Annotated in this window: 15 protein-coding genes; 5 read left to right on the top strand and 10 right to left on the bottom strand. The window is 38.9% G+C overall.

Annotated features, from left to right (window positions below; all coding sequences use genetic code 11):
• Positions 1-166: 166 nt before the first annotated feature.
• On the top strand, positions 167-3,667 hold the full coding sequence (locus MHI04_RS13585) for a S8 family peptidase (protein ID WP_342534941.1): 3,501 nt from the start codon (positions 167-169) through the stop codon (positions 3,665-3,667).
• A 101-nt stretch (positions 3,668-3,768) separates the two neighbouring features.
• Here the strand turns inward: MHI04_RS13585 and MHI04_RS13590 are convergent, their stop codons facing one another.
• Both MHI04_RS13590 and MHI04_RS13595 read right to left on the bottom strand, forming a co-directional pair.
• Positions 3,769-4,209 carry a GNAT family N-acetyltransferase gene (locus MHI04_RS13590; protein WP_089934726.1) on the bottom strand — a complete coding sequence of 147 codons (441 nt, stop codon included), beginning with the start codon at positions 4,207-4,209 and terminating at the stop codon, positions 3,769-3,771.
• A 115-nt stretch (positions 4,210-4,324) separates the two neighbouring features.
• On the bottom strand, positions 4,325-5,413 hold the full coding sequence (locus MHI04_RS13595) for a glycosyltransferase family 4 protein (RefSeq protein WP_342534942.1): 1,089 nt from the start codon (positions 5,411-5,413) through the stop codon (positions 4,325-4,327).
• Positions 5,414-5,669: 256 nt separating this feature from the next.
• Between MHI04_RS13595 and MHI04_RS13600 the strand changes: the two genes are divergently transcribed.
• The 3 genes from MHI04_RS13600 to MHI04_RS13610 are packed head-to-tail and all read left to right on the top strand — an operon-like array spanning position 5,670 to position 8,182.
• Positions 5,670-6,269 carry a glycosyltransferase family 2 protein gene (locus MHI04_RS13600; RefSeq protein WP_036119976.1) on the top strand — a complete coding sequence of 200 codons (600 nt, stop codon included), beginning with the start codon at positions 5,670-5,672 and terminating at the stop codon, positions 6,267-6,269.
• 30 nt (positions 6,270-6,299) lie between these two features.
• Positions 6,300-7,328 carry a polysaccharide biosynthesis protein gene (locus tag MHI04_RS13605; RefSeq protein ID WP_058844588.1) on the top strand — a complete coding sequence of 343 codons (1,029 nt, stop codon included), beginning with the start codon at positions 6,300-6,302 and terminating at the stop codon, positions 7,326-7,328.
• Entirely contained in the window at positions 7,325-8,182 is an 858-nt protein-coding gene (locus MHI04_RS13610; RefSeq protein WP_342534943.1) for a sugar nucleotide-binding protein, read from the top strand. Before MHI04_RS13605 ends, MHI04_RS13610 begins: the two co-directional genes overlap by 4 nt.
• 55 nt (positions 8,183-8,237) lie before the next feature.
• Here MHI04_RS13610 and MHI04_RS13615 read toward each other — a convergent pair whose 3' ends face one another.
• From MHI04_RS13615 to MHI04_RS13625, 3 genes are read right to left on the bottom strand one after another with little or no spacing between them, the layout of a single operon-like run.
• Positions 8,238-8,990, bottom strand: a complete 753-nt coding sequence (locus MHI04_RS13615) for an alpha/beta hydrolase (RefSeq protein ID WP_342534944.1) — start codon at positions 8,988-8,990, stop codon at positions 8,238-8,240.
• A gap of 20 nt (positions 8,991-9,010) precedes the next feature.
• A complete protein-coding gene (locus MHI04_RS13620) occupies positions 9,011-10,249 on the bottom strand; it encodes a DNA polymerase IV (protein ID WP_036119957.1) in 1,239 nt (412 codons plus the stop codon).
• A gap of 48 nt (positions 10,250-10,297) precedes the next feature.
• A complete protein-coding gene (locus MHI04_RS13625; RefSeq protein WP_058844506.1) occupies positions 10,298-11,695 on the bottom strand; it encodes a PLP-dependent aminotransferase family protein in 1,398 nt (465 codons plus the stop codon).
• A 128-nt stretch (positions 11,696-11,823) separates the two neighbouring features.
• Here MHI04_RS13625 and MHI04_RS13630 point away from each other — a divergent pair, with 128 nt between their 5' ends.
• The gene (locus tag MHI04_RS13630; protein ID WP_036119952.1) at positions 11,824-12,987 is read left to right on the top strand and encodes a PLP-dependent aminotransferase family protein; all 1,164 of its coding nucleotides are present in this window, start codon (positions 11,824-11,826) and stop codon (positions 12,985-12,987) included.
• 100 nt (positions 12,988-13,087) lie between these two features.
• On the opposite strand, the gene MHI04_RS13635 is transcribed toward MHI04_RS13630, so the two are convergent.
• From MHI04_RS13635 to bioD, 5 genes are all read right to left on the bottom strand, one after another.
• The gene (locus MHI04_RS13635; RefSeq protein WP_255358819.1) at positions 13,088-13,210 is read right to left on the bottom strand and encodes a hypothetical protein; all 123 of its coding nucleotides are present in this window, start codon (positions 13,208-13,210) and stop codon (positions 13,088-13,090) included.
• A gap of 349 nt (positions 13,211-13,559) precedes the next feature.
• Positions 13,560-14,555, bottom strand: a complete 996-nt coding sequence (gene bioB, locus MHI04_RS13640) for a biotin synthase BioB (protein ID WP_249645927.1) — start codon at positions 14,553-14,555, stop codon at positions 13,560-13,562.
• The gene (locus MHI04_RS13645) at positions 14,552-15,145 is read right to left on the bottom strand and encodes a biotin transporter BioY (RefSeq protein WP_036119947.1); all 594 of its coding nucleotides are present in this window, start codon (positions 15,143-15,145) and stop codon (positions 14,552-14,554) included. Before MHI04_RS13645 ends, bioB begins: the two co-directional genes overlap by 4 nt.
• On the bottom strand, positions 15,138-16,514 hold the full coding sequence (gene bioA / locus MHI04_RS13650) for an adenosylmethionine--8-amino-7-oxononanoate transaminase (protein ID WP_036119945.1): 1,377 nt from the start codon (positions 16,512-16,514) through the stop codon (positions 15,138-15,140). The genes MHI04_RS13645 and bioA overlap by 8 nt, the downstream gene beginning before the upstream one ends.
• On the bottom strand, positions 16,495-17,199 hold the full coding sequence (bioD, locus tag MHI04_RS13655; protein ID WP_058844504.1) for a dethiobiotin synthase: 705 nt from the start codon (positions 17,197-17,199) through the stop codon (positions 16,495-16,497). Before bioD ends, bioA begins: the two co-directional genes overlap by 20 nt.
• Positions 17,200-17,321: the final 122 nt, after the last annotated feature.

Below are 17,321 nucleotides of genomic sequence, written 5' to 3' on the forward strand. Positions count from 1 at the left end.
ATCAGCTGAATAGAGGCTTTCTACTAAATTAGTTGTAAAACAAAAAACTTTAGACAATTCGAAGGAAAAAATAGTGAAAAATTTTCCTCCTTTACGAAACTTTTCTAATCTTTATCCGTATTAATAGAGTCGAGACTTAATTTATAACACCAAGGAGAGATAACAATTGAAAAGTTTGTTTAAAAAATCAGTCGCTATTGTAGCATCCGCTACACTAATGGTTCCAGCTGCTTCTGCCTTTGCTGAAGTACCTCAGCATAAAGCCAAGAATGTACTGGCAAGTAGTATGAAACAAACAGAGCAGAATGAAGAAAAATGGATGAGTAAGGATAAAATTGTTATCAAGCATTCAGGACTTGATAAAAATGTACATAAAAACATTGGCTCCAAAGTCATCCGCTCCATTCCTTCATTAGGCTATGATGTGGTACAACTGAATAAAGGCGTATCAATAGAAAAAGCAGTTGCTTACTATCTAAAGCAAGATGGCATTACAAGTGTATCTCCTAGCTATGTGTATCGCTCTTTTCAAACAGAAGTCGATCCAAAGAAACAAGAGATGTATCATTTAAACCTACTGCAAATGGATAAGGCACTAGAATTAGCGGGTGAGCATGATGTGACAGTCGCTGTCATTGATTCTGGTGTAGATTTTAAACACCCCGATCTAAAATCTCAAGTACTCCCACCCTATAATGCAGCAGCACCAGCGAATACTACTTATCCAGGTGATCACGGAACACATGTAGCTGGTATTATCGCCGCAGCTAAAGATAATGGCATAGGCGGACACGGTGTGAATCCGAAAGCGAAGCTACTACCCATTGACGTATTTAATGGCAAAGAAGGTGCAAATGATTTCATTATTGCACAAGGCATTTTGTATGCTATTGAACAGGGTGTTGACGTCATTAATATGAGTCTAGGAGGCTACGGGGAATCTCCACTGATGAAAGAAGCCGTTCAGAAAGCCGTTGACAGTGGTATTACAATTGTGGCAGCCGCGGGCAATGAATCAACAGATGAATACTCCTTCCCTGCTTCTTATGAGGGTGTTATTAGTGTAGGTTCAACGAATGCGCGCAACAAACTATCAAGCTATTCAAATTACGGACCGTCCGTTGATGTTGTTGCACCAGGTGAAGAAATTTATAGTACCGTTCATGATGACAAAAAAGGATCATCCTTCGTCAAATTCAGTGGTACATCCATGGCATCACCTGTAGTAGCAGGCGTCGCCTCTCTTCTTAAATCAAAATATCCACATTTAAAGCCGCATGAAATAGAGGCAATTTTGGAAATGACGGCACAAGATTTAGGAGCGAAAGGCTATGATCTTACCTACGGTCATGGACTAATCGATCCAGTCAAAGCATTGCAATTCGATTTAAATAAACTACCTAAACACTATTCAGAGTCGAAAGAAGAACGCATACAAAACGCTAAAGTTCTTGCTAAAAATACGTTAAATATCGAACACGGCGCTTTCGAGCAGCAAGATGAAAAGAAATGGTATAAAGTCGATTTAGACGAAAATGAATATGCTCAGCTAACATTAAAAGGTGCAAACAAATATGATTATGCCTTTGATTTATATTTCTACCCAAATAATCATAAGGGTGAAGTAGAGCCGATTCATGTCAATGATGTTCGCGTAGGAAAAAAAGAAGGTTATTTATTTAAAGCAGATCAAAAAGGGACGCTTTTAATTGCTGTCAAAGATCATAATGGTAGCTATAGCTTAAAAGGCAAATCTACTTACACGTTTACAGCACAAACGACGAAGAGCTTGCCAATTGATACATTAGATAAATCTACTATGGCGCCGATAAATAAGTTCCCTTATAGTACGGCAGGCAAAAACTATACCCTTCTGTCAAAAGATCAACAACGAGATCAAGATTATTTCACATTCTCTGTAAAAGAACCAACGACATTACAATTCGACCTGTCGGGTATTCCAGGTGTCACAGCCTCTATGGAGCTTTATCTTAAGGAAGACTTTCAGCCGATACCACCAGAAGAAGCTGAGCAAGCTAAAATTGATGACAGCGAGGAAGAACAAGCCTATCCTATGCAAACAGCAAATGGTACAGCGAAAGGTGAAGCAGTTAGCATGATTATCGATGCTGTACCAGATCAGGAATATGTTTTAAGTGTCTCTAATGACAGTAATAGTGAGTTTTCTATGGAAATGTTCTTTAGTGGTGGTATTGAAAAAGAAGAAACGGTTAGTGAATCGATGATTCCTTACACATTAAAAGGTGAAGTGGTTACCCTTCCACCAGACGAAGATGGGCTACCGCTAAATGAAGCCATGTTAGAAGAAGGAATGCCAGAGGGACAATTACCGATTACACCAAGTAAAACTAAAAAACGCAATGAAATTGACAGCCTAATGGGTATGCTAATGAATCCAACGGCGTCAGGGAATATAGAAAATGTTGAGCCGATTATAAAACAGGCTATACGTTTTGAAATTGGTGAAAATAAGAAAGCTTATTTCCAAACAGACTATGATGAGGATTATTTCTTATTTAAAACGAAGGAAGATGCCCTTTATAGTTTCAGCTTTATCAAAGGGATGAACCAAAAGCCTGCTGGTACCGTATTTGAATATGATGAGGAAGCAAAGGAATTAATCCCTGTTTCTTCCTTAACAAATGACCTTGGATTACTAGCACTACTGCTTGGTTCGACTGGAAATGAAAATGATGCAAAGGTCATCCCATTGAAAAAGGATAAAACCTATGTGGTCGCTGTTGTCAATGCTGGAGAACGATCTGCTGAACCTTATACGTTGAAAACAAAAAAAATCGGTGATATTCCAGCAGATTACAATCCAGACAATCATGAGGAAGCAAAAGCGCTGAAAGTTCAGCCAGGTACGACTTATAAAGACCATCTTATTTATCAAGATGATGTAGATTATTACTACTATAAGCAAGAAGGCAATGATGAAGTGATGAGTCTGCTTCTTTCTTCTACCCCATTTACAAATGAACAATTAGCTCAACTACCAAAAGAGCTTCAAAAAGAGTTAAAATTTGCTGGCTCTATTATAGAAGATACGAACGGCAATAAGAAAATTGATCCGAAAGAAATGGAAACAGAAATTCCATTTGGACTAAGCGATAATATTCTTGAATTATTACTTGGAATGGGTGGAACAACAGATGTAAATACATCCTTCAAAGCCAAAAAAGACCGCGGTTATTTTATCCTTGTCAACAGCATGGGTCTTGGTCAAGTGTCTGTACAACCGTATACTTTAACGATGTTCAACCATCAGCAAGCAGATGAAGATGCAGATTCTGAATTAGTGAATGGTGTACCAACAAAACCATCTGCCCTGACAAAAAAAGATGATAAATGGGTTGCAACTCAATATTTAAATGCAGGAATTCCTTTCGGTGATAAGGACTATTTTGAGTTTAATAATGTCCAAAAACGCGATGTCGTTTTTTCACTTCAAACAGAAAAAGCATTAGATGGTGTGATCCGAGTGATTGATGCGAACGGAAAAACCGTTAAAACCTTCGATCTTTACGGAGCTGGCGATACTGAAGTTGGTACAGTTGAACTACAAGCTGGTAAATACTATATTGAAGTCAGTGAGTATTATGGCAAAGCAAGCACACAACCATATACACTTGAAATTAAATAAGTAACATCAAGCAACATCCCCTAGATACTATTTGCTATCTAGGGGATGTTTTGATAAAAAAAAGCATCTTCATCCGAAGACGAGATGCTGGCAAGTTCCACCTACATAAAATATTTCACATAATTACAATATTCATCTTGCTTCATATGAAGCTTTTCATAGAGTTTACGTGCATTTACATTATCAGCCGCCGTTTGCAGTGTGACATAGCGAGCACCTTGCTGCTCACAATATCGAAAAACCTTTTCCATCAATGCCTTGCCCACCCCTAGGCCTCTAGCATCTTCTGTTACATAAATATCATTTAAAATATAGGCACATTGTAAAGCGATGGATGAAAATGTTGGATACAATTGTGTAAATCCAATCATCTTGCCATCTACCAATGCTACAAAAATGACAGACTCTTTTAAAGCCAATCGTAATTGTAAAAATGCCTTGGCGCTGCTTACATCTGGCTCGATCCCATAAAATTGACGATATTCATCAAACAGTTTTGATAAATCCTCTAGTTCATGCATTGTCGCTTGTCGTATTTCCATTCCTGTCTCCCCTTGTGTCTTCCCATGATTGTCTAACATGATGAATCTAGTTTTTATTATATAGGAAATAATGGTATAAAGAAAAGAATAGTCTTCAAAATCGAGAGAGGATTGTTTATTCATTTAAATATTCAGCAACCCTTTTCACAATATGGCACCAATTTAATTCCTTTCGAGCAAATGCTTGAAGCTGTACACAAGTATCGGCCAGCAATGATTCCTGTGTGGCAACTTGCTGCAATGTCCGACCAATCCCCTCCCAATCATGTGTCGGATGAATTGTACCGAAGCGTTGTTGCATTGTAATATCGGCAGCCCCATCAACATCAGTAGTCACGATATAGCAGCCATTTTTAGCAGCCTCTGCAAAAACATGGGCATAGCATTCTACTACAGATGTTAAACAAAAAATTTTAGCCTTACGGTACTCTTCTTCTAATTGCACCTTATCATAAATAGGCCCTACCATCGTTACTTGAGCGGCAGTTGGATGGCCATCTAGCAACTGCCTTAGCTCCTCTTGATAGGAGGCAGACATCGGTCCTACTAAACGAAGCTCCCAGTCTGGAAGCTGGGCAGCTAGAAAGGCTTTGACTGTCAAAATCGTTTGCTTCTCTGGTGCATCTAAGCGCCCCACTGCTAAAATTCTATTTTCCTTGTCATGAAAGGACACAGGTGCTGTGGGAAAATGCTCATAAAAGCCATTGGGGATATGTTTAATCGCTAATTGCGAATACACTTGAATAGCGGTTTGAATGGACACACATTCGGAGGATAGCAGATCACATAATTGCAGTAGCTCTAAAAAGTATGGATAGGATTTTAATCGATGTAACCAAAATCGATTTACATCTAACTTCATATAAATTTTTCCTTGCGGATTATAATACTTATAGGTTTTCAAAATGGCTAAATAAGATGGATACGGCCCTATGGCAAAGGCAATGTCAATGTCCTTTGCATGCTTGGCTAAATAAGCATTCATATTCGCCACATAATCCTCCTCAAATGGTATGGACTCAAATTTTACAGTTGGAAAGGCCTGTTGAAGAAGGGCTTCATTCATCTCTGTTGTCACAATACTTACTTCATAGCCTAATTCCTCCCCTAGCAAAATAGGCACGAGACACAAATCTTTGAAAATATGTGCATCAGACAGTTTATAAGATTCCACGCTACAAATAAATGCGATCCTTTTTGACATTGTATCCCTCTTTCTAAAAAAGCGCTCTAGCTAGTTTATGACCCTTCCTGCTAAACGTGCATACCTTAGTAAATTTTTGCCCCTATCCTGCTTGTTCTCTAGTAAACAGAAATCGTATACAGAAAAGCGTCTCTCTTAAAAACTTCCTAAAACAAGCAATTGCCTACAATAGCTCTATGTCCACGCATATTGTATTAAAGAATCTGCTCAGTCACATAGAAGAACTCTACTACTAGATAAAGAATGGAGGGATAAAATGAAGATAAGTTTTTTATCACCTGCGTTTAATAGCGAAGAATGGATCTTAACAATGCTTGACAGTATTCCTAAAGAATATGCCTATGAAATTATCATTGTGGATGATGGTTCTACTGACAATACATTAGCCATTTTACAGGACTACCAAAAAAACTGTGCAGCTTTAAAAATCATCGTGCATCCAACGAACCTTGGGGCTAGTGTTGCTTATAATCGCTGCATTGCAGAGGCGACAGGAGACTATATAGCCATCATCGATAGCGATGACCACTACTTGCCAGCTATTCGCAATGTATTAGCACAAGTGGATGGCACATTTGATGTTTACTATTACAACATGATCATTAAAAATGGCTTCGCCTTTATTAAAGATGAATCGAATCGCTATTCCTTACCCGGACAATTTAAAATCATTCGAAGAAGTTTAATTGGGGATGCAAAATTTACAATACGCAAAGATATAGCAGGAGATTGGGATTTTAATTGTGCCCTCATGGATAAAAATCCGACAAGTAAATATACAAACGAATTTGCTTACTGGTACAACTATCCTAGAGAAAACTCAGAATGTGATCTACACCAAAGAGGATTGAAATAAAAGCATGCAGGAGGTGTAATGAACCATACAATGTTTACAAATAAAATATTACTGATTACGGGAGGCACTGGCTCTTTTGGTAACGCTGTACTAAAGCGCTTCCTCAATACGGATATTAAGGAAATTCGTATTTTTTCAAGGGATGAAAAAAAGCAAGATGATATGCGCAAGCTCTATCAGCATAGTAAAATCAAATTTTATATCGGAGATGTCCGTGATATTCAAAGCATCCATACTGCTATGTATAATGTGGACTATGTGTTCCATGCCGCTGCTCTTAAGCAAGTTCCCTCCTGCGAATTTTTCCCTTTAGAAGCTGTGAAAACTAATATTTTAGGAACTGATCATGTCCTAACAGCTGCCATTCAGGCTGGTGTCAAGAAAATGATCTGCCTCTCTACAGATAAAGCAGCCTATCCTGTCAATGCCATGGGAATATCCAAAGCGATGATGGAAAAAACGTTTATCGCTAAATCCCGAATGGTTGATCCTCATCATACGCTCATTTGTGGCACTAGATATGGCAATGTTATGGCTTCACGGGGCTCTGTCATTCCCTTATTTATTGAACAAATAAAAGCTGGAAAGCCGTTAACGATTACAGATCCAAACATGACACGTTTTATGATGACTCTTGATGAGGCCGTTGAATTAGTATTGTACGCTTTCTCACATGCACAAAATGGAGATATTATGGTACAAAAATCTCCCGCAGCAACAATAGCCAATTTAGCTCAAGCATTACTTGAGATTTTTCAGGCAAACAATGCCATCCAAATTATTGGGACACGGCATGGGGAAAAAATGTATGAGGTATTATGTACAAAAGAAGAATCGGCAAAAGCCGTTGATATGGGCAATTTTTATCGAATCCCTGCAGATAATCGGGATTTAAATTATGGAAAATACCTCGATGAGGGCTCTCCTAAAATTACATTAACCGATGAATATAACTCCAACAATACACAACAATTAAGTGTGGCTGACATCAAAGAAAAATTATTGACATTACCGCTTATTCAAGAAGAGCTTCTTTATTGGACTGGAGGAACGCCATGAAATTCTTAGTGCTCGGCGCTACTGGCATGGCTGGCCATACCATTGCCATCTATTTATGTAAACAAGGGCATGATGTGACAACTTACGCTAGAACCCCTTTCCCATCTGGGAACCATATAATGGGCGATGTGATGGACGCTATATTTTTACGGTCGTTGTTAGTAGATCATGATTTTGATGTCGTCATTAATTGTATTGGTGTCTTAAACGAAGCTTGTACGGTATATCCTGCACAAAGCATTTGGCTGAATAGTTATTTACCGCATGCCATTGTCTCTCTCCTAGAAAACCGACAAACTAAGCTGATTCATCTAAGTACTGATTGCGTATTTTCAGGGAAAAATGCCCCCTACTATGAAACTAGCATAGGAGACGGTGAAACTTTTTATGATCGCACAAAAGGCTTGGGGGAGATTGAGCACAACAAGCATTTAACATTTCGTAACTCGATTATTGGCCCTGATTTAAAAAACGATGGCATCGGACTATTCAATTGGTTTATGCAACAAAAAGGTCCCATTCACGGTTATACGGGGGCTATTTGGACTGGAGTAACTACACTTACATTAGCAAAAGCCATTGAACGGGCTGTCCAAGAAGATTTAACAGGACTCTATCATCTCGTCAATACTACGAATATTTCAAAATACGACTTACTTCAACTATTGAATAAACACTTTATGGACAGCAACATAAAAATTCTTCCTCATCGGCTCGTTAATGTCAATAAAACATTAATGAATACTAGAAATGACTTCTCCTTTGTTGTCCCTGGCTATGAGGAAATGATTGTAGAGATGAAGGACTGGATGTTACAGCATAAAGATTTATATCCTCATTATTTTCAAGCTTAAATACACTTTTCCTGTCAACTCCATTATGAGTTTGAATATTCATAATGGAGCCTCCCTATTGAATCACTGTCCCCTCAGGTAGTTGACCATTCTTAATCCAATTTTCTACAAAATGGTTGAAAAATGCAGGTTGGGCTAATGATACTCCATGACCAATGTTGTGCAATATGACACCATGACTATTTGGATGACTTTGAACAAGAGCTTTAGCTGATTTTTTCATAATGCTTTTCTCTTTAGCTCCTACCGTTATTAAAATTTTCCCTTGGGCTTTATGAAAATCATGCGGGATGGAAAACAACATATTTTCTCTCAAAATTTGAATCAATGTCTCTACTTTCATCGTAGCACTCTCTTGATAATAGCGTTCAAAATCAAGATCATTGATGTATAGGGCTTTAGCTTGAAGTTTCGCAAATGTTTTATTTTTTATAAGTGGAAATGTCAGCCGAATGAACGGTTGAAGCATCCATTCCATAGCTGGAGAAGGTATTACAAGTGCACTATTGATAATGGTAAAATCGATTAAACTAGGCTTTATACTTAGCATTTGAATAGCGATTTGTGCTCCTAAAGAGAATCCAATCAGTATGACGGACTTTCCAGTTGCCTTTTCTTCTAGAAGCTGGAGAAGCTCTCTGGCACTCTGCTCAATGGAGAATACATCTTGTGACAACAGCTCTGGAACAACACAGTGATAATTAGAAAAATGCTGAACTTGTTGTTCCCACATCCAGCCACCGACTCCACCTCCATGAATAAACAGCATTAGAGGATTATGGACATCTCCATATGTTTTGTATCGCATGTATACACCTGCCTTCATTTTCAATCATGGTCATCTAAAAAATCCTTACTAAAGCTTGTTTGTGATTGATAGGATGAACGTTTCCCTAAATCTACACCACGTTTTATAACCCCCTTCCCAAAACGTCCCTCAATTTCATCCACGATTTTGAGAATAGGTTCATCTTTTACATGTTCTTGAAAATCAAATATCGATAATTGTTGCGAGTAATCCTTACGATCCACTACATTAGAAACCGTCACGCCTAAAAGCCTTACTGGAGACTCATCCCAATGCTTATCAAACAAGGCACAAGCAATGTCATAGATATCTTCAAAACGATAAAGAACATTAGACATTGTTTTTGATCGTGTGTGATTATGCCAACTTGCATCCCGTATTTGAATACTTACAGTGGAGCCCGCTAACCGTTTTGCCTCAAGTCGTTCAACCACCTTTTTACACAGACCTTCTATTGTTTTATGTAGTGCACGGACATCTGTTACATCTTCAGGTAAAGTTGTTGAATTTCCTACGCTTTTCGTATCAAAAACCGCTTCAGGATCGACCATACGTTGATCCACCCCATTAGCTCTTGCCCGCAGTCGCACACCATTCTTTCCTAAAATTTGCTTCATCCTAAACTCTTCCGTTTTCGCCAAATCACCAATCGTAAATATGCCATGTACATTTAATTTTTTGGCCGTACTAGCTCCAATTCCATGCATATCAACAACCTCTCGATGCCAAAGCTGCTGTTCAATATCCCGTATTCGTAGTACGGTAATTCCCAACGGTTTCTTCATATCAGAAGCTGTTTTTGCTAAAAATTTATTTGGTGCAATACCGATAGAGCAAGGTAAATCAAGCTCAGCTAAAATGCGCTCTTGTATTTCCTGGGCAATACTTAATGCATGTTGCTCCTTACTTAACGCTGTCACATCCATATAGCCCTCATCAATCGAAACAGGCTCCACTAAAGGAGTGTAGCTACGAAGAATGGTAAACATTTCTTTGGATGCTTGACGATATTTTTTAAAATCTGGAGGCAATAACAATAGTTCAGGACATTTACGCTTCGCTTCATGGACAGTCATTGTTGTATAAATGCCAAGCGCTCTTGCTTCATAGGAACAGGTTACTAAAATGCCACGTCGCTCTTTTGGGTTGCCCGCAATGGCGATTGGCTTCCCTTTTAAGCTTGGATCATGTGCTTGCTCTACCGAAGCATAGAAACTATTCATATCCACATGAAAAATAACACGCCCTTTATGCGTCATGTCCATCACCTCTTCTCTCTCTTAGCTTTATTATACGCTTGATGACCTTTAGTCAACAAATGCATAATCACCATTACTTTCTAGCAGATCCTTTAAAATAATTAAAGCTTGCTCCAGTTGAGCTTCTGGCGCTGCAATCGCTAAACGTACGGCATTCACTGGCTTTGTATTGCCTACAGCAAAACGTTCCGCTGCATAGACTTGTACGCCGGCTTTGGAGGCTAGCAATTCAAATTGAACTCCCGTAAATTTATCAGGCAAGTATAACCACCTAAAAATACATTCCTCCTCCCCTAAAATGTCGTAATCGCCTAAATATTTATTAACAAGCGCATTTTGCTGCTTCGCATATGCTCGGTGCTTTTCTAAAATCGTTTGTGCCACGCCTTCATGAATCAATCTTGCTGCTAGTTCCAGCATGAGCGGTGACACTGAAATATTGATATTATAGAGCGTTTCCATTATTTTTTTCCTTAATGCTGAAGGTGTCACAAGGAAAGATAAGCGTAAACCTGGCGAGAGCGTCTTGGACAGGCTAGCGATATAAATAACCTTATCGGGTGCAAAAGAAGCAATGGGTGCAAGTGGCTGTTCTTTAAGAAAGCTATAAATCGCATCCTCAATCACAAGCAAATCCTTCTGCCTAGCCACTTCAGCAATCATTTTTCGTGTCTCCACCGACATCGTATGTGTCGTTGGATTATGAAAATCAGGGATCACATAGATTCCTTTAATATGCTCATTTTTACAGGCATATAGCAATCCTTCTCTGGTCATTTCTCCTTGACATTGTTGAATAGCTACAAGCTGTATACCTAACATATTGGCTGCTGTTTTAATACCAGCATAAGTAATGGGATCTGTCCCAATACGGTCGCCTGGCTGAAATAAAGCTGCCAGTGTGCCCACAATGGCATTTTGTCCCCCTGCACCGAGCAAAATAGGCTGATCTGTTTGAAAATTCACCAATTCGAATAGCTTCATCACGGCTTCATTTTGCCAAGCATTGCCCTCAGGCCGACCATACTGAAATAGCTTGCTAAAACTAGGCTCGTTCAACATCTTTTTCATAAAGCGTGCAATATCATCATTGACCAGGTTGTCTGGTAAAACAGAACCCATTTCAATCATAGGTGTTGCATGATTGGCTGGCAGTAACATTTTATTGCTAGCCGCATCTGTGGAAACAAATGTCCCGCTGCCAATCGAGGCATAAATGAATCCTTTTTGTCCACACAGCTTAAAAGCTCGTGTAATGGTGCTTAAATTCACATCTAAAAAATCAGCTAATTCGCGTTGTGGAGGAAGTTTCGTTCCTGGCATTAGCTTTCCATCTTTTATGTCTTGTTCCAGTTGGTGCGCAATAGCTATATATAATGGGGCAGAAATATTGCGAATATCTGGCTTCCAACTCATTGGATACTCGTCAAATGAATTAATAGGCATTCACTAAGCCCTTCTTTCTCTTAATTTGCATACAATAGTTTAATTGTCTTGCATACAATGATAATATTGTATGCACACCATGACAATGATATAATTTTTAAAAAATCAGAAAAAAAGGACCGATCATTATGCAATATTCTGAAAGAATCTTAAAAACACCATCCTCATTTATTCGAAATATTTTGAAAGTAACAGATGCAGAGGATGTTATTTCCTTTGCAGGCGGACTTCCAAATCCCATTTCTTTCCCTATTGATGCGTTAAGAGCATCCGTAGATCATGCTATTACGGAAAATGGTAGCCGACTATTTCAATATTCTTCCACACAAGGTTATGCACCATTACGTGAGTACATTGCCGCAAAGTACCAACGCGTGCATGGGCTTGATGTACAAGCTGAAGATGTCTTTATTACAACAGGCTCACAGCAAGCTCTTGAACTGATTAGTAAAGTACTCATCAATAAAGGCGATGGCATTATCATCGAAGAGCCTGGATACTTAGGAGCCATTCAAGCCTTTACATTAAGTGAGCCTACTTTCTATGGGGTAACACTTGAAAACGATGGTCTTAACTTAGAAGAGTTAGAACGTGCGCTACAACAACCAAATGTAAAATTCATTTATACGGTGCCTAACTTCCAAAACCCAACAGGGCTCACATACTCGAAAGAAAAGCGTGAGCAAATTTGCGAAATAGTGGCAAAATACGATGTTGCTTTAATTGAGGATGATCCATATGGAGAGTTACGTTTCCAAGGAGAGCCGCTTCCATATATCGGTGCTGGAAAATTAGATAATAGTATTTTACTAGGTTCTTTCTCTAAAACGGTCACACCTGGTATGCGACTTGGTTTTATCATTACAAAAAATAAAGAGCTTTTACAGCATATTGAAACAGCTAAGCAAGCGTCTGATCTGCATACAAATATTTTCTCGCAATATATCATCTACGATTATTTAGCAAGTAATGACTATTCGGAACATGTCAAAAAAATTATTACATTATATAAAAATCAATCCGAAGCGATGCTTGATGCGATGCAAGAGTTTTTCCCTGCCCATGTAGAATATACAAAACCTGAGGGAGGCATGTTCATCTGGGCAACAATGAAGGATGGTACATCAGCCCTTGATGTATTCCAGAAAGCGATGGAACAAAAGGTTGCCTTTGTGCCCGGAGATCCATTCTATACATCTAAAACGAATGTCAATACAATGCGTCTCAACTATACAAATGCAACACCTGAAGTCATCCGTGAGGGGATTAAACGTTTAGCAAGTATTTTATAAAAATAGCAACCGTATAAACGCTTTTCATAAGCGCTTATACGGTTTTTTGTTGTTCATAAAAAACAGCCCTCTATCAGGAGAGGGCTGTCTCAAAAGCAATTTATTTTGTATATGTTAACACTGCATTTTTCTTAAATTTTGCTAAAGCTTCTGTTGCCTCATTTTTGTTTGTATACTCAAAAATTCGGACATCCTTTTTATCAAATACTGTAATAACCCACATATAAAAAGCTCCCTTCTTCCATTATTTTTGTAATATAACAACCACCAAAATTTGTGAGACTACTTATCAACTGTTTTATAACAATTCCTTACTTGATTCTTATTTTACGCTGTTTTTTTCAAAAAGAAAGCTTTATGTGAAGTTCTTCACAAACTGTTCAATTTCAAAACGCTTTCATTGAACAATTTGTGAAAACCTTCATTTTATAGGTATAAAAACAGCCAGTGATATCAGATCTATCCGGTACTTTTCAATTTGTATCCACTACTTTACGCTGCCTATCCACCTAAAGCAAAAAACCGCACAGAAGTACGGTTTTGCTGTAGTAGTAGATTTTTCTTTCATAAGCTTAACAAAATGCTTTTTCTTGCTGTTGCGTTAATTCAATCTCGAAGCCTAGATCCTCCAACATACGATAATCACTATTTGCTTCTTGACCAGCTGTTGTTAAATAATCCCCTACAAAAATACTATTGGCTGCATAGAGACCAAGTGGCTGAAGTGAGCCTAGATTGATTTCTCGCCCTCCAGAAATGCGAATTTCCTTTGTCGGATTGATGTAACGGAATAATGCTAAAACCTTTAAACAGTAGCGAGGATTTAATTCCTTTGTTCCTTCCAGCTTTGTACCATCTATCGCGTTCAAAAAGTTTACAGGAATAGAATCAGCATCTAATTGATGAAGGGCACGTGCAATCTGGACAACATCCTCCTTCGTTTCCTTCATCCCAATAATGGCACCAGAGCAAGGTGAAATTCCATGCTTTTTCACTATCTCCACCGTATTAACACGATCCTCATACGTGTGGGAGGTTGTGATGAAGGCATGATGGCGCTCTGATGTATTTAAATTATGATTGTAGCGATCCACTCCAGCTGCCTTTAATTGCTGTGCCTGCTCTTCTTTTAATAAGCCTAGACAAGCACAAACCTTCAAGCCATACTTTTCTTTAATTTCCGCAACTACCTCGCTCACTACATTGACATCCTTACGTGTTGGCCCTCGACCACTTGCAACAATACAATACGTCCCAATTTTATTGTCAAACGCTCGTTTAGCGCCAGCCAAAATTTCCTCTTTTGTAATAAAAGGATATTTTTCAATAGGAGCAGTTGATTTAGAAGATTGAGAGCAATAACCACAATCCTCAGGACAATAGCCACTTTTGGCATTCATAATCATATTCAGTTTTACTTTTTTACCATAATAATGCTTCCGAATGACAAAAGCACCGTCCATTAGCTGTAATAGCTCATCATCCTCACTATTTAAGAGAGCAAGTGCCTCCTCATTGCTAATGATCTTGCCAGCAATTACTTCTTGTGCTAATTGGTAATAATTCATCCTATCTTCTCCCCCTCCACGTGTGAAATGTTCACAGTTCTTGCCGAATGAAATACTTTATACATTCTTTCTGCCAATAGGGCTGATGTTATTGCTAAGCAAACATCAGCGATAATACTACTGAAAAAGCCGATGACAAAAACATGTGACCAGCTTGATTTCATATCTAACCAGAAATTTAATGCTATATATAAATAAGGAATAGCCACCATATAAATAATGATAAGTCCTATAATCGTTGCTCCAATAAAATGCTTTTTCGTTGGGTTCTCTATTCTTTCAATGATGAACCCAATGACATAGGCAGCTAGGGCAAAGCCAATTAGATAACCAAATGTTGGCTGTAGGACATACGTAAAGCCACCGCCCTGTGTAAAAACAGGTAAGCCTACTAAGCCCACACCGATATAGACAAGCTGACTATAAAAACCATTCCGACTACCCAACAAACACCCTGCTAAAAATACAACAACAATTTGTAATGTAAACGGTACAACAGGCAATGGGATTTTAATAAACGCCCCAATCGCTGTTAGTGCTGCAAACATGGCGATCATGACAAGTGCTAATGTCTGATGTCGCTTAACCAACCTTAGCCCCCCTATCTTGGAAAAACTGTTCGATCGTTTCTTTCGTTGTTTGAATCATGAAGGACATTTCTTCTTCAGAAATAATATAGGGTGGCATAAAATATAAAACATTGCCAAGAGGTCTGATGAGTAGACCTTTTGCTAAAGCTCGCTGATAAATGTGATAGCCGATCCGTTCCTCACTAGCGAATGGTTCCTTTGTCTGTCGATTGGCGACAAGTTCAATAGCTCCCACTAAACCAACTTGTCGATACTCCCCCACATACGGAATATCATGAAAGGCTGCCATGGCTAATTCTCGCATTTGTTGTCCTTTGTGTTGAATCATCTCCATCACTTGCTCCTCTTCAAACATTGTTAACACTTCAAGTGCGACACGACAGGCCAAGGTATTGCCTGAATAACTATGTGAATGTAAAAATGCCTTCATCGTTCCATAGTCGTCATAAAAAGCGTTATAGATTTGATCGGTTGTTAAGACAACAGATAACGGTAAATAACCGCCTGTTAATCCCTTTGATAAACACATAAAATCTGGGGTGATGTCCGCCTGCTCACAGGCAAATAACGTACCTGTCCGACCAAAACCGACAGCAATCTCATCCGCGATGAAATGGACCTCATAGTGTGAACATAATGCTCGCAAGCGCTGCAAATAGATAGGTGGATACATTTTCATACCTGCTGCGGCCTGAATAAGCGGTTCAATAATAACGGCCGTAATTTCCTCATGATGTGCTTGAAGCTGTTCCTCTACAAATTGACTACATGGCGCTTGGCAGCTTGTTGGCTCTTCCTGAAATGGGCAACGGAAGCAATCTGGCCCTTTGGCACGAACAGTATCTAATAAAAGAGGTTGATATACTTCATTGTATAGCCCTACCCCTCCTACCGATAAAGCACCAATGGTTTCCCCATGATAGGCATCTGTCAAAGCGAGGAAGCGCTGTTTCGCTGGTTTTCCTGTCTGCATATGGTATTGAAAGCTCATTTTCAATGCCACCTCAATAGCAGACGAGCCATTATCTGCAAAAAAGACTTTATGTAATTCTTGAGGTGCTAAAGCTGCTAATTTTTCAGCTAAATTTATGGCTGGTTCATGTGTGAAATTAGCGAAAATTGTATGCTCTAATGTAAATGCTTGCTCACTTAAAGCTTGGCTAATTCGCGGATTGGCATGTCCAAATAAATTAACCCACCAAGAGGATACAGCATCCAAATAACGATGATTATGTTCATCATAAAGCCACACACCTTGCCCTTTTTTTATGACGATTGGCGGAAATGCTTCGTAATCCTTCATCTGTGAGCACGGATGCCAAACATGTCGTAAATCTCTTGCCTGCAAGTCAGTTAATGCTTGATTCATAGTGAAAGAGCCTTTCAAACAAAGTAGTGTGTGTCATGGCATAATCCATTAGCTGTGACTTGTCCTTCAGCTGTGGAATAATGGCATAAGGTATAGGATAGTACTGTAAAATTGTTTGTATATTGTCTTGTTCTATACTGCTACCCGTGTCTCCATTAAAGACAATGCCAAGAATATCAATTTGACGAGCGCGCAATGCCTCTATCGTTAACAATGTGTGATTGATCGTCCCAAGTGATGTCCTTGTGACCAACACGACTGGCAGCTTGCTACTGACAATAACATCAAGCAGAGTCGTACCATTTGGAGCAGTGAAAGGAACAAAGAGCCCACCAGCCCCCTCGCATATCACGATATCGTAAGCATCTTGTAAAAATTGAATTTGCTGTAATAGCTCTTTGACATCAATTGACTGTCCCTCTAGCTTGGCAGCATAATGCGGTGATGCCGCTTCCTTCAATGAATAGCTATTAATATGCTCTTGTTGCAGCTTTTGTAAAGAATGCTTTTCATACATAGCTGTATCATGATAATAGCCATGCCCATTTTCGTATACCTCACCTGTTTGCACGGGCTTATAGGGTGTGACTTGCAAACCCTGCCTTTGCAAATGACACATCAACATAGTAGTGACCATCGTTTTACCAACATCCGTATCTGTGCCTACAACCCAAAAATGTCGCATTGTTAACCTCCCCCTCTTTGCGTTAACTAATAACAATATAAAAGTTAACACATTTAATTTCATTTTGTAAATGCCTATTTGCATTTTCTAAGAAACTCGTTTTTAAAAAGGGAATTTTGCGA

Origin of the sequence: Lysinibacillus sp. FSL K6-1151 (assembly GCF_038630755.1) — a bacterium.
In the GTDB taxonomy this organism is placed as follows: Bacteria; Bacillota; Bacilli; order Bacillales_A; family Planococcaceae; genus Lysinibacillus; species Lysinibacillus fusiformis_D.

What these genes read in the sequence shown, in the direction of transcription:
- MHI04_RS13590 (WP_089934726.1), bottom strand. Translation starts at nt 4,209, where the DNA reads ATGGAAATACGACAAGCGACAATGCATGAACTAGAGGATTTATCAAAA.
- MHI04_RS13595 (WP_342534942.1), bottom strand. Translation starts at nt 5,413, where the DNA reads ATGTCAAAAAGGATCGCATTTATTTGTAGCGTGGAATCTTATAAACTG.
- MHI04_RS13600 (WP_036119976.1), top strand. Translation starts at nt 5,670, where the DNA reads ATGAAGATAAGTTTTTTATCACCTGCGTTTAATAGCGAAGAATGGATC.
- MHI04_RS13605 (WP_058844588.1), top strand. Translation starts at nt 6,300, where the DNA reads ATGTTTACAAATAAAATATTACTGATTACGGGAGGCACTGGCTCTTTT.
- MHI04_RS13610 (WP_342534943.1), top strand. Translation starts at nt 7,325, where the DNA reads ATGAAATTCTTAGTGCTCGGCGCTACTGGCATGGCTGGCCATACCATT.
- MHI04_RS13615 (WP_342534944.1), bottom strand. Translation starts at nt 8,990, where the DNA reads ATGCGATACAAAACATATGGAGATGTCCATAATCCTCTAATGCTGTTT.
- MHI04_RS13620 (WP_036119957.1), bottom strand. Translation starts at nt 10,249, where the DNA reads ATGACGCATAAAGGGCGTGTTATTTTTCATGTGGATATGAATAGTTTC.
- MHI04_RS13625 (WP_058844506.1), bottom strand. Translation starts at nt 11,695, where the DNA reads ATGCCTATTAATTCATTTGACGAGTATCCAATGAGTTGGAAGCCAGAT.
- MHI04_RS13630 (WP_036119952.1), top strand. Translation starts at nt 11,824, where the DNA reads ATGCAATATTCTGAAAGAATCTTAAAAACACCATCCTCATTTATTCGA.
- MHI04_RS13635 (WP_255358819.1), bottom strand. Translation starts at nt 13,210, where the DNA reads ATGTGGGTTATTACAGTATTTGATAAAAAGGATGTCCGAATTTTTGAG.
- bioB (WP_249645927.1), bottom strand. Translation starts at nt 14,555, where the DNA reads ATGAATTATTACCAATTAGCACAAGAAGTAATTGCTGGCAAGATCATT.
- bioA (WP_036119945.1), bottom strand. Translation starts at nt 16,514, where the DNA reads ATGAATCAAGCATTAACTGACTTGCAGGCAAGAGATTTACGACATGTT.
- bioD (WP_058844504.1), bottom strand. Translation starts at nt 17,199, where the DNA reads ATGCGACATTTTTGGGTTGTAGGCACAGATACGGATGTTGGTAAAACG.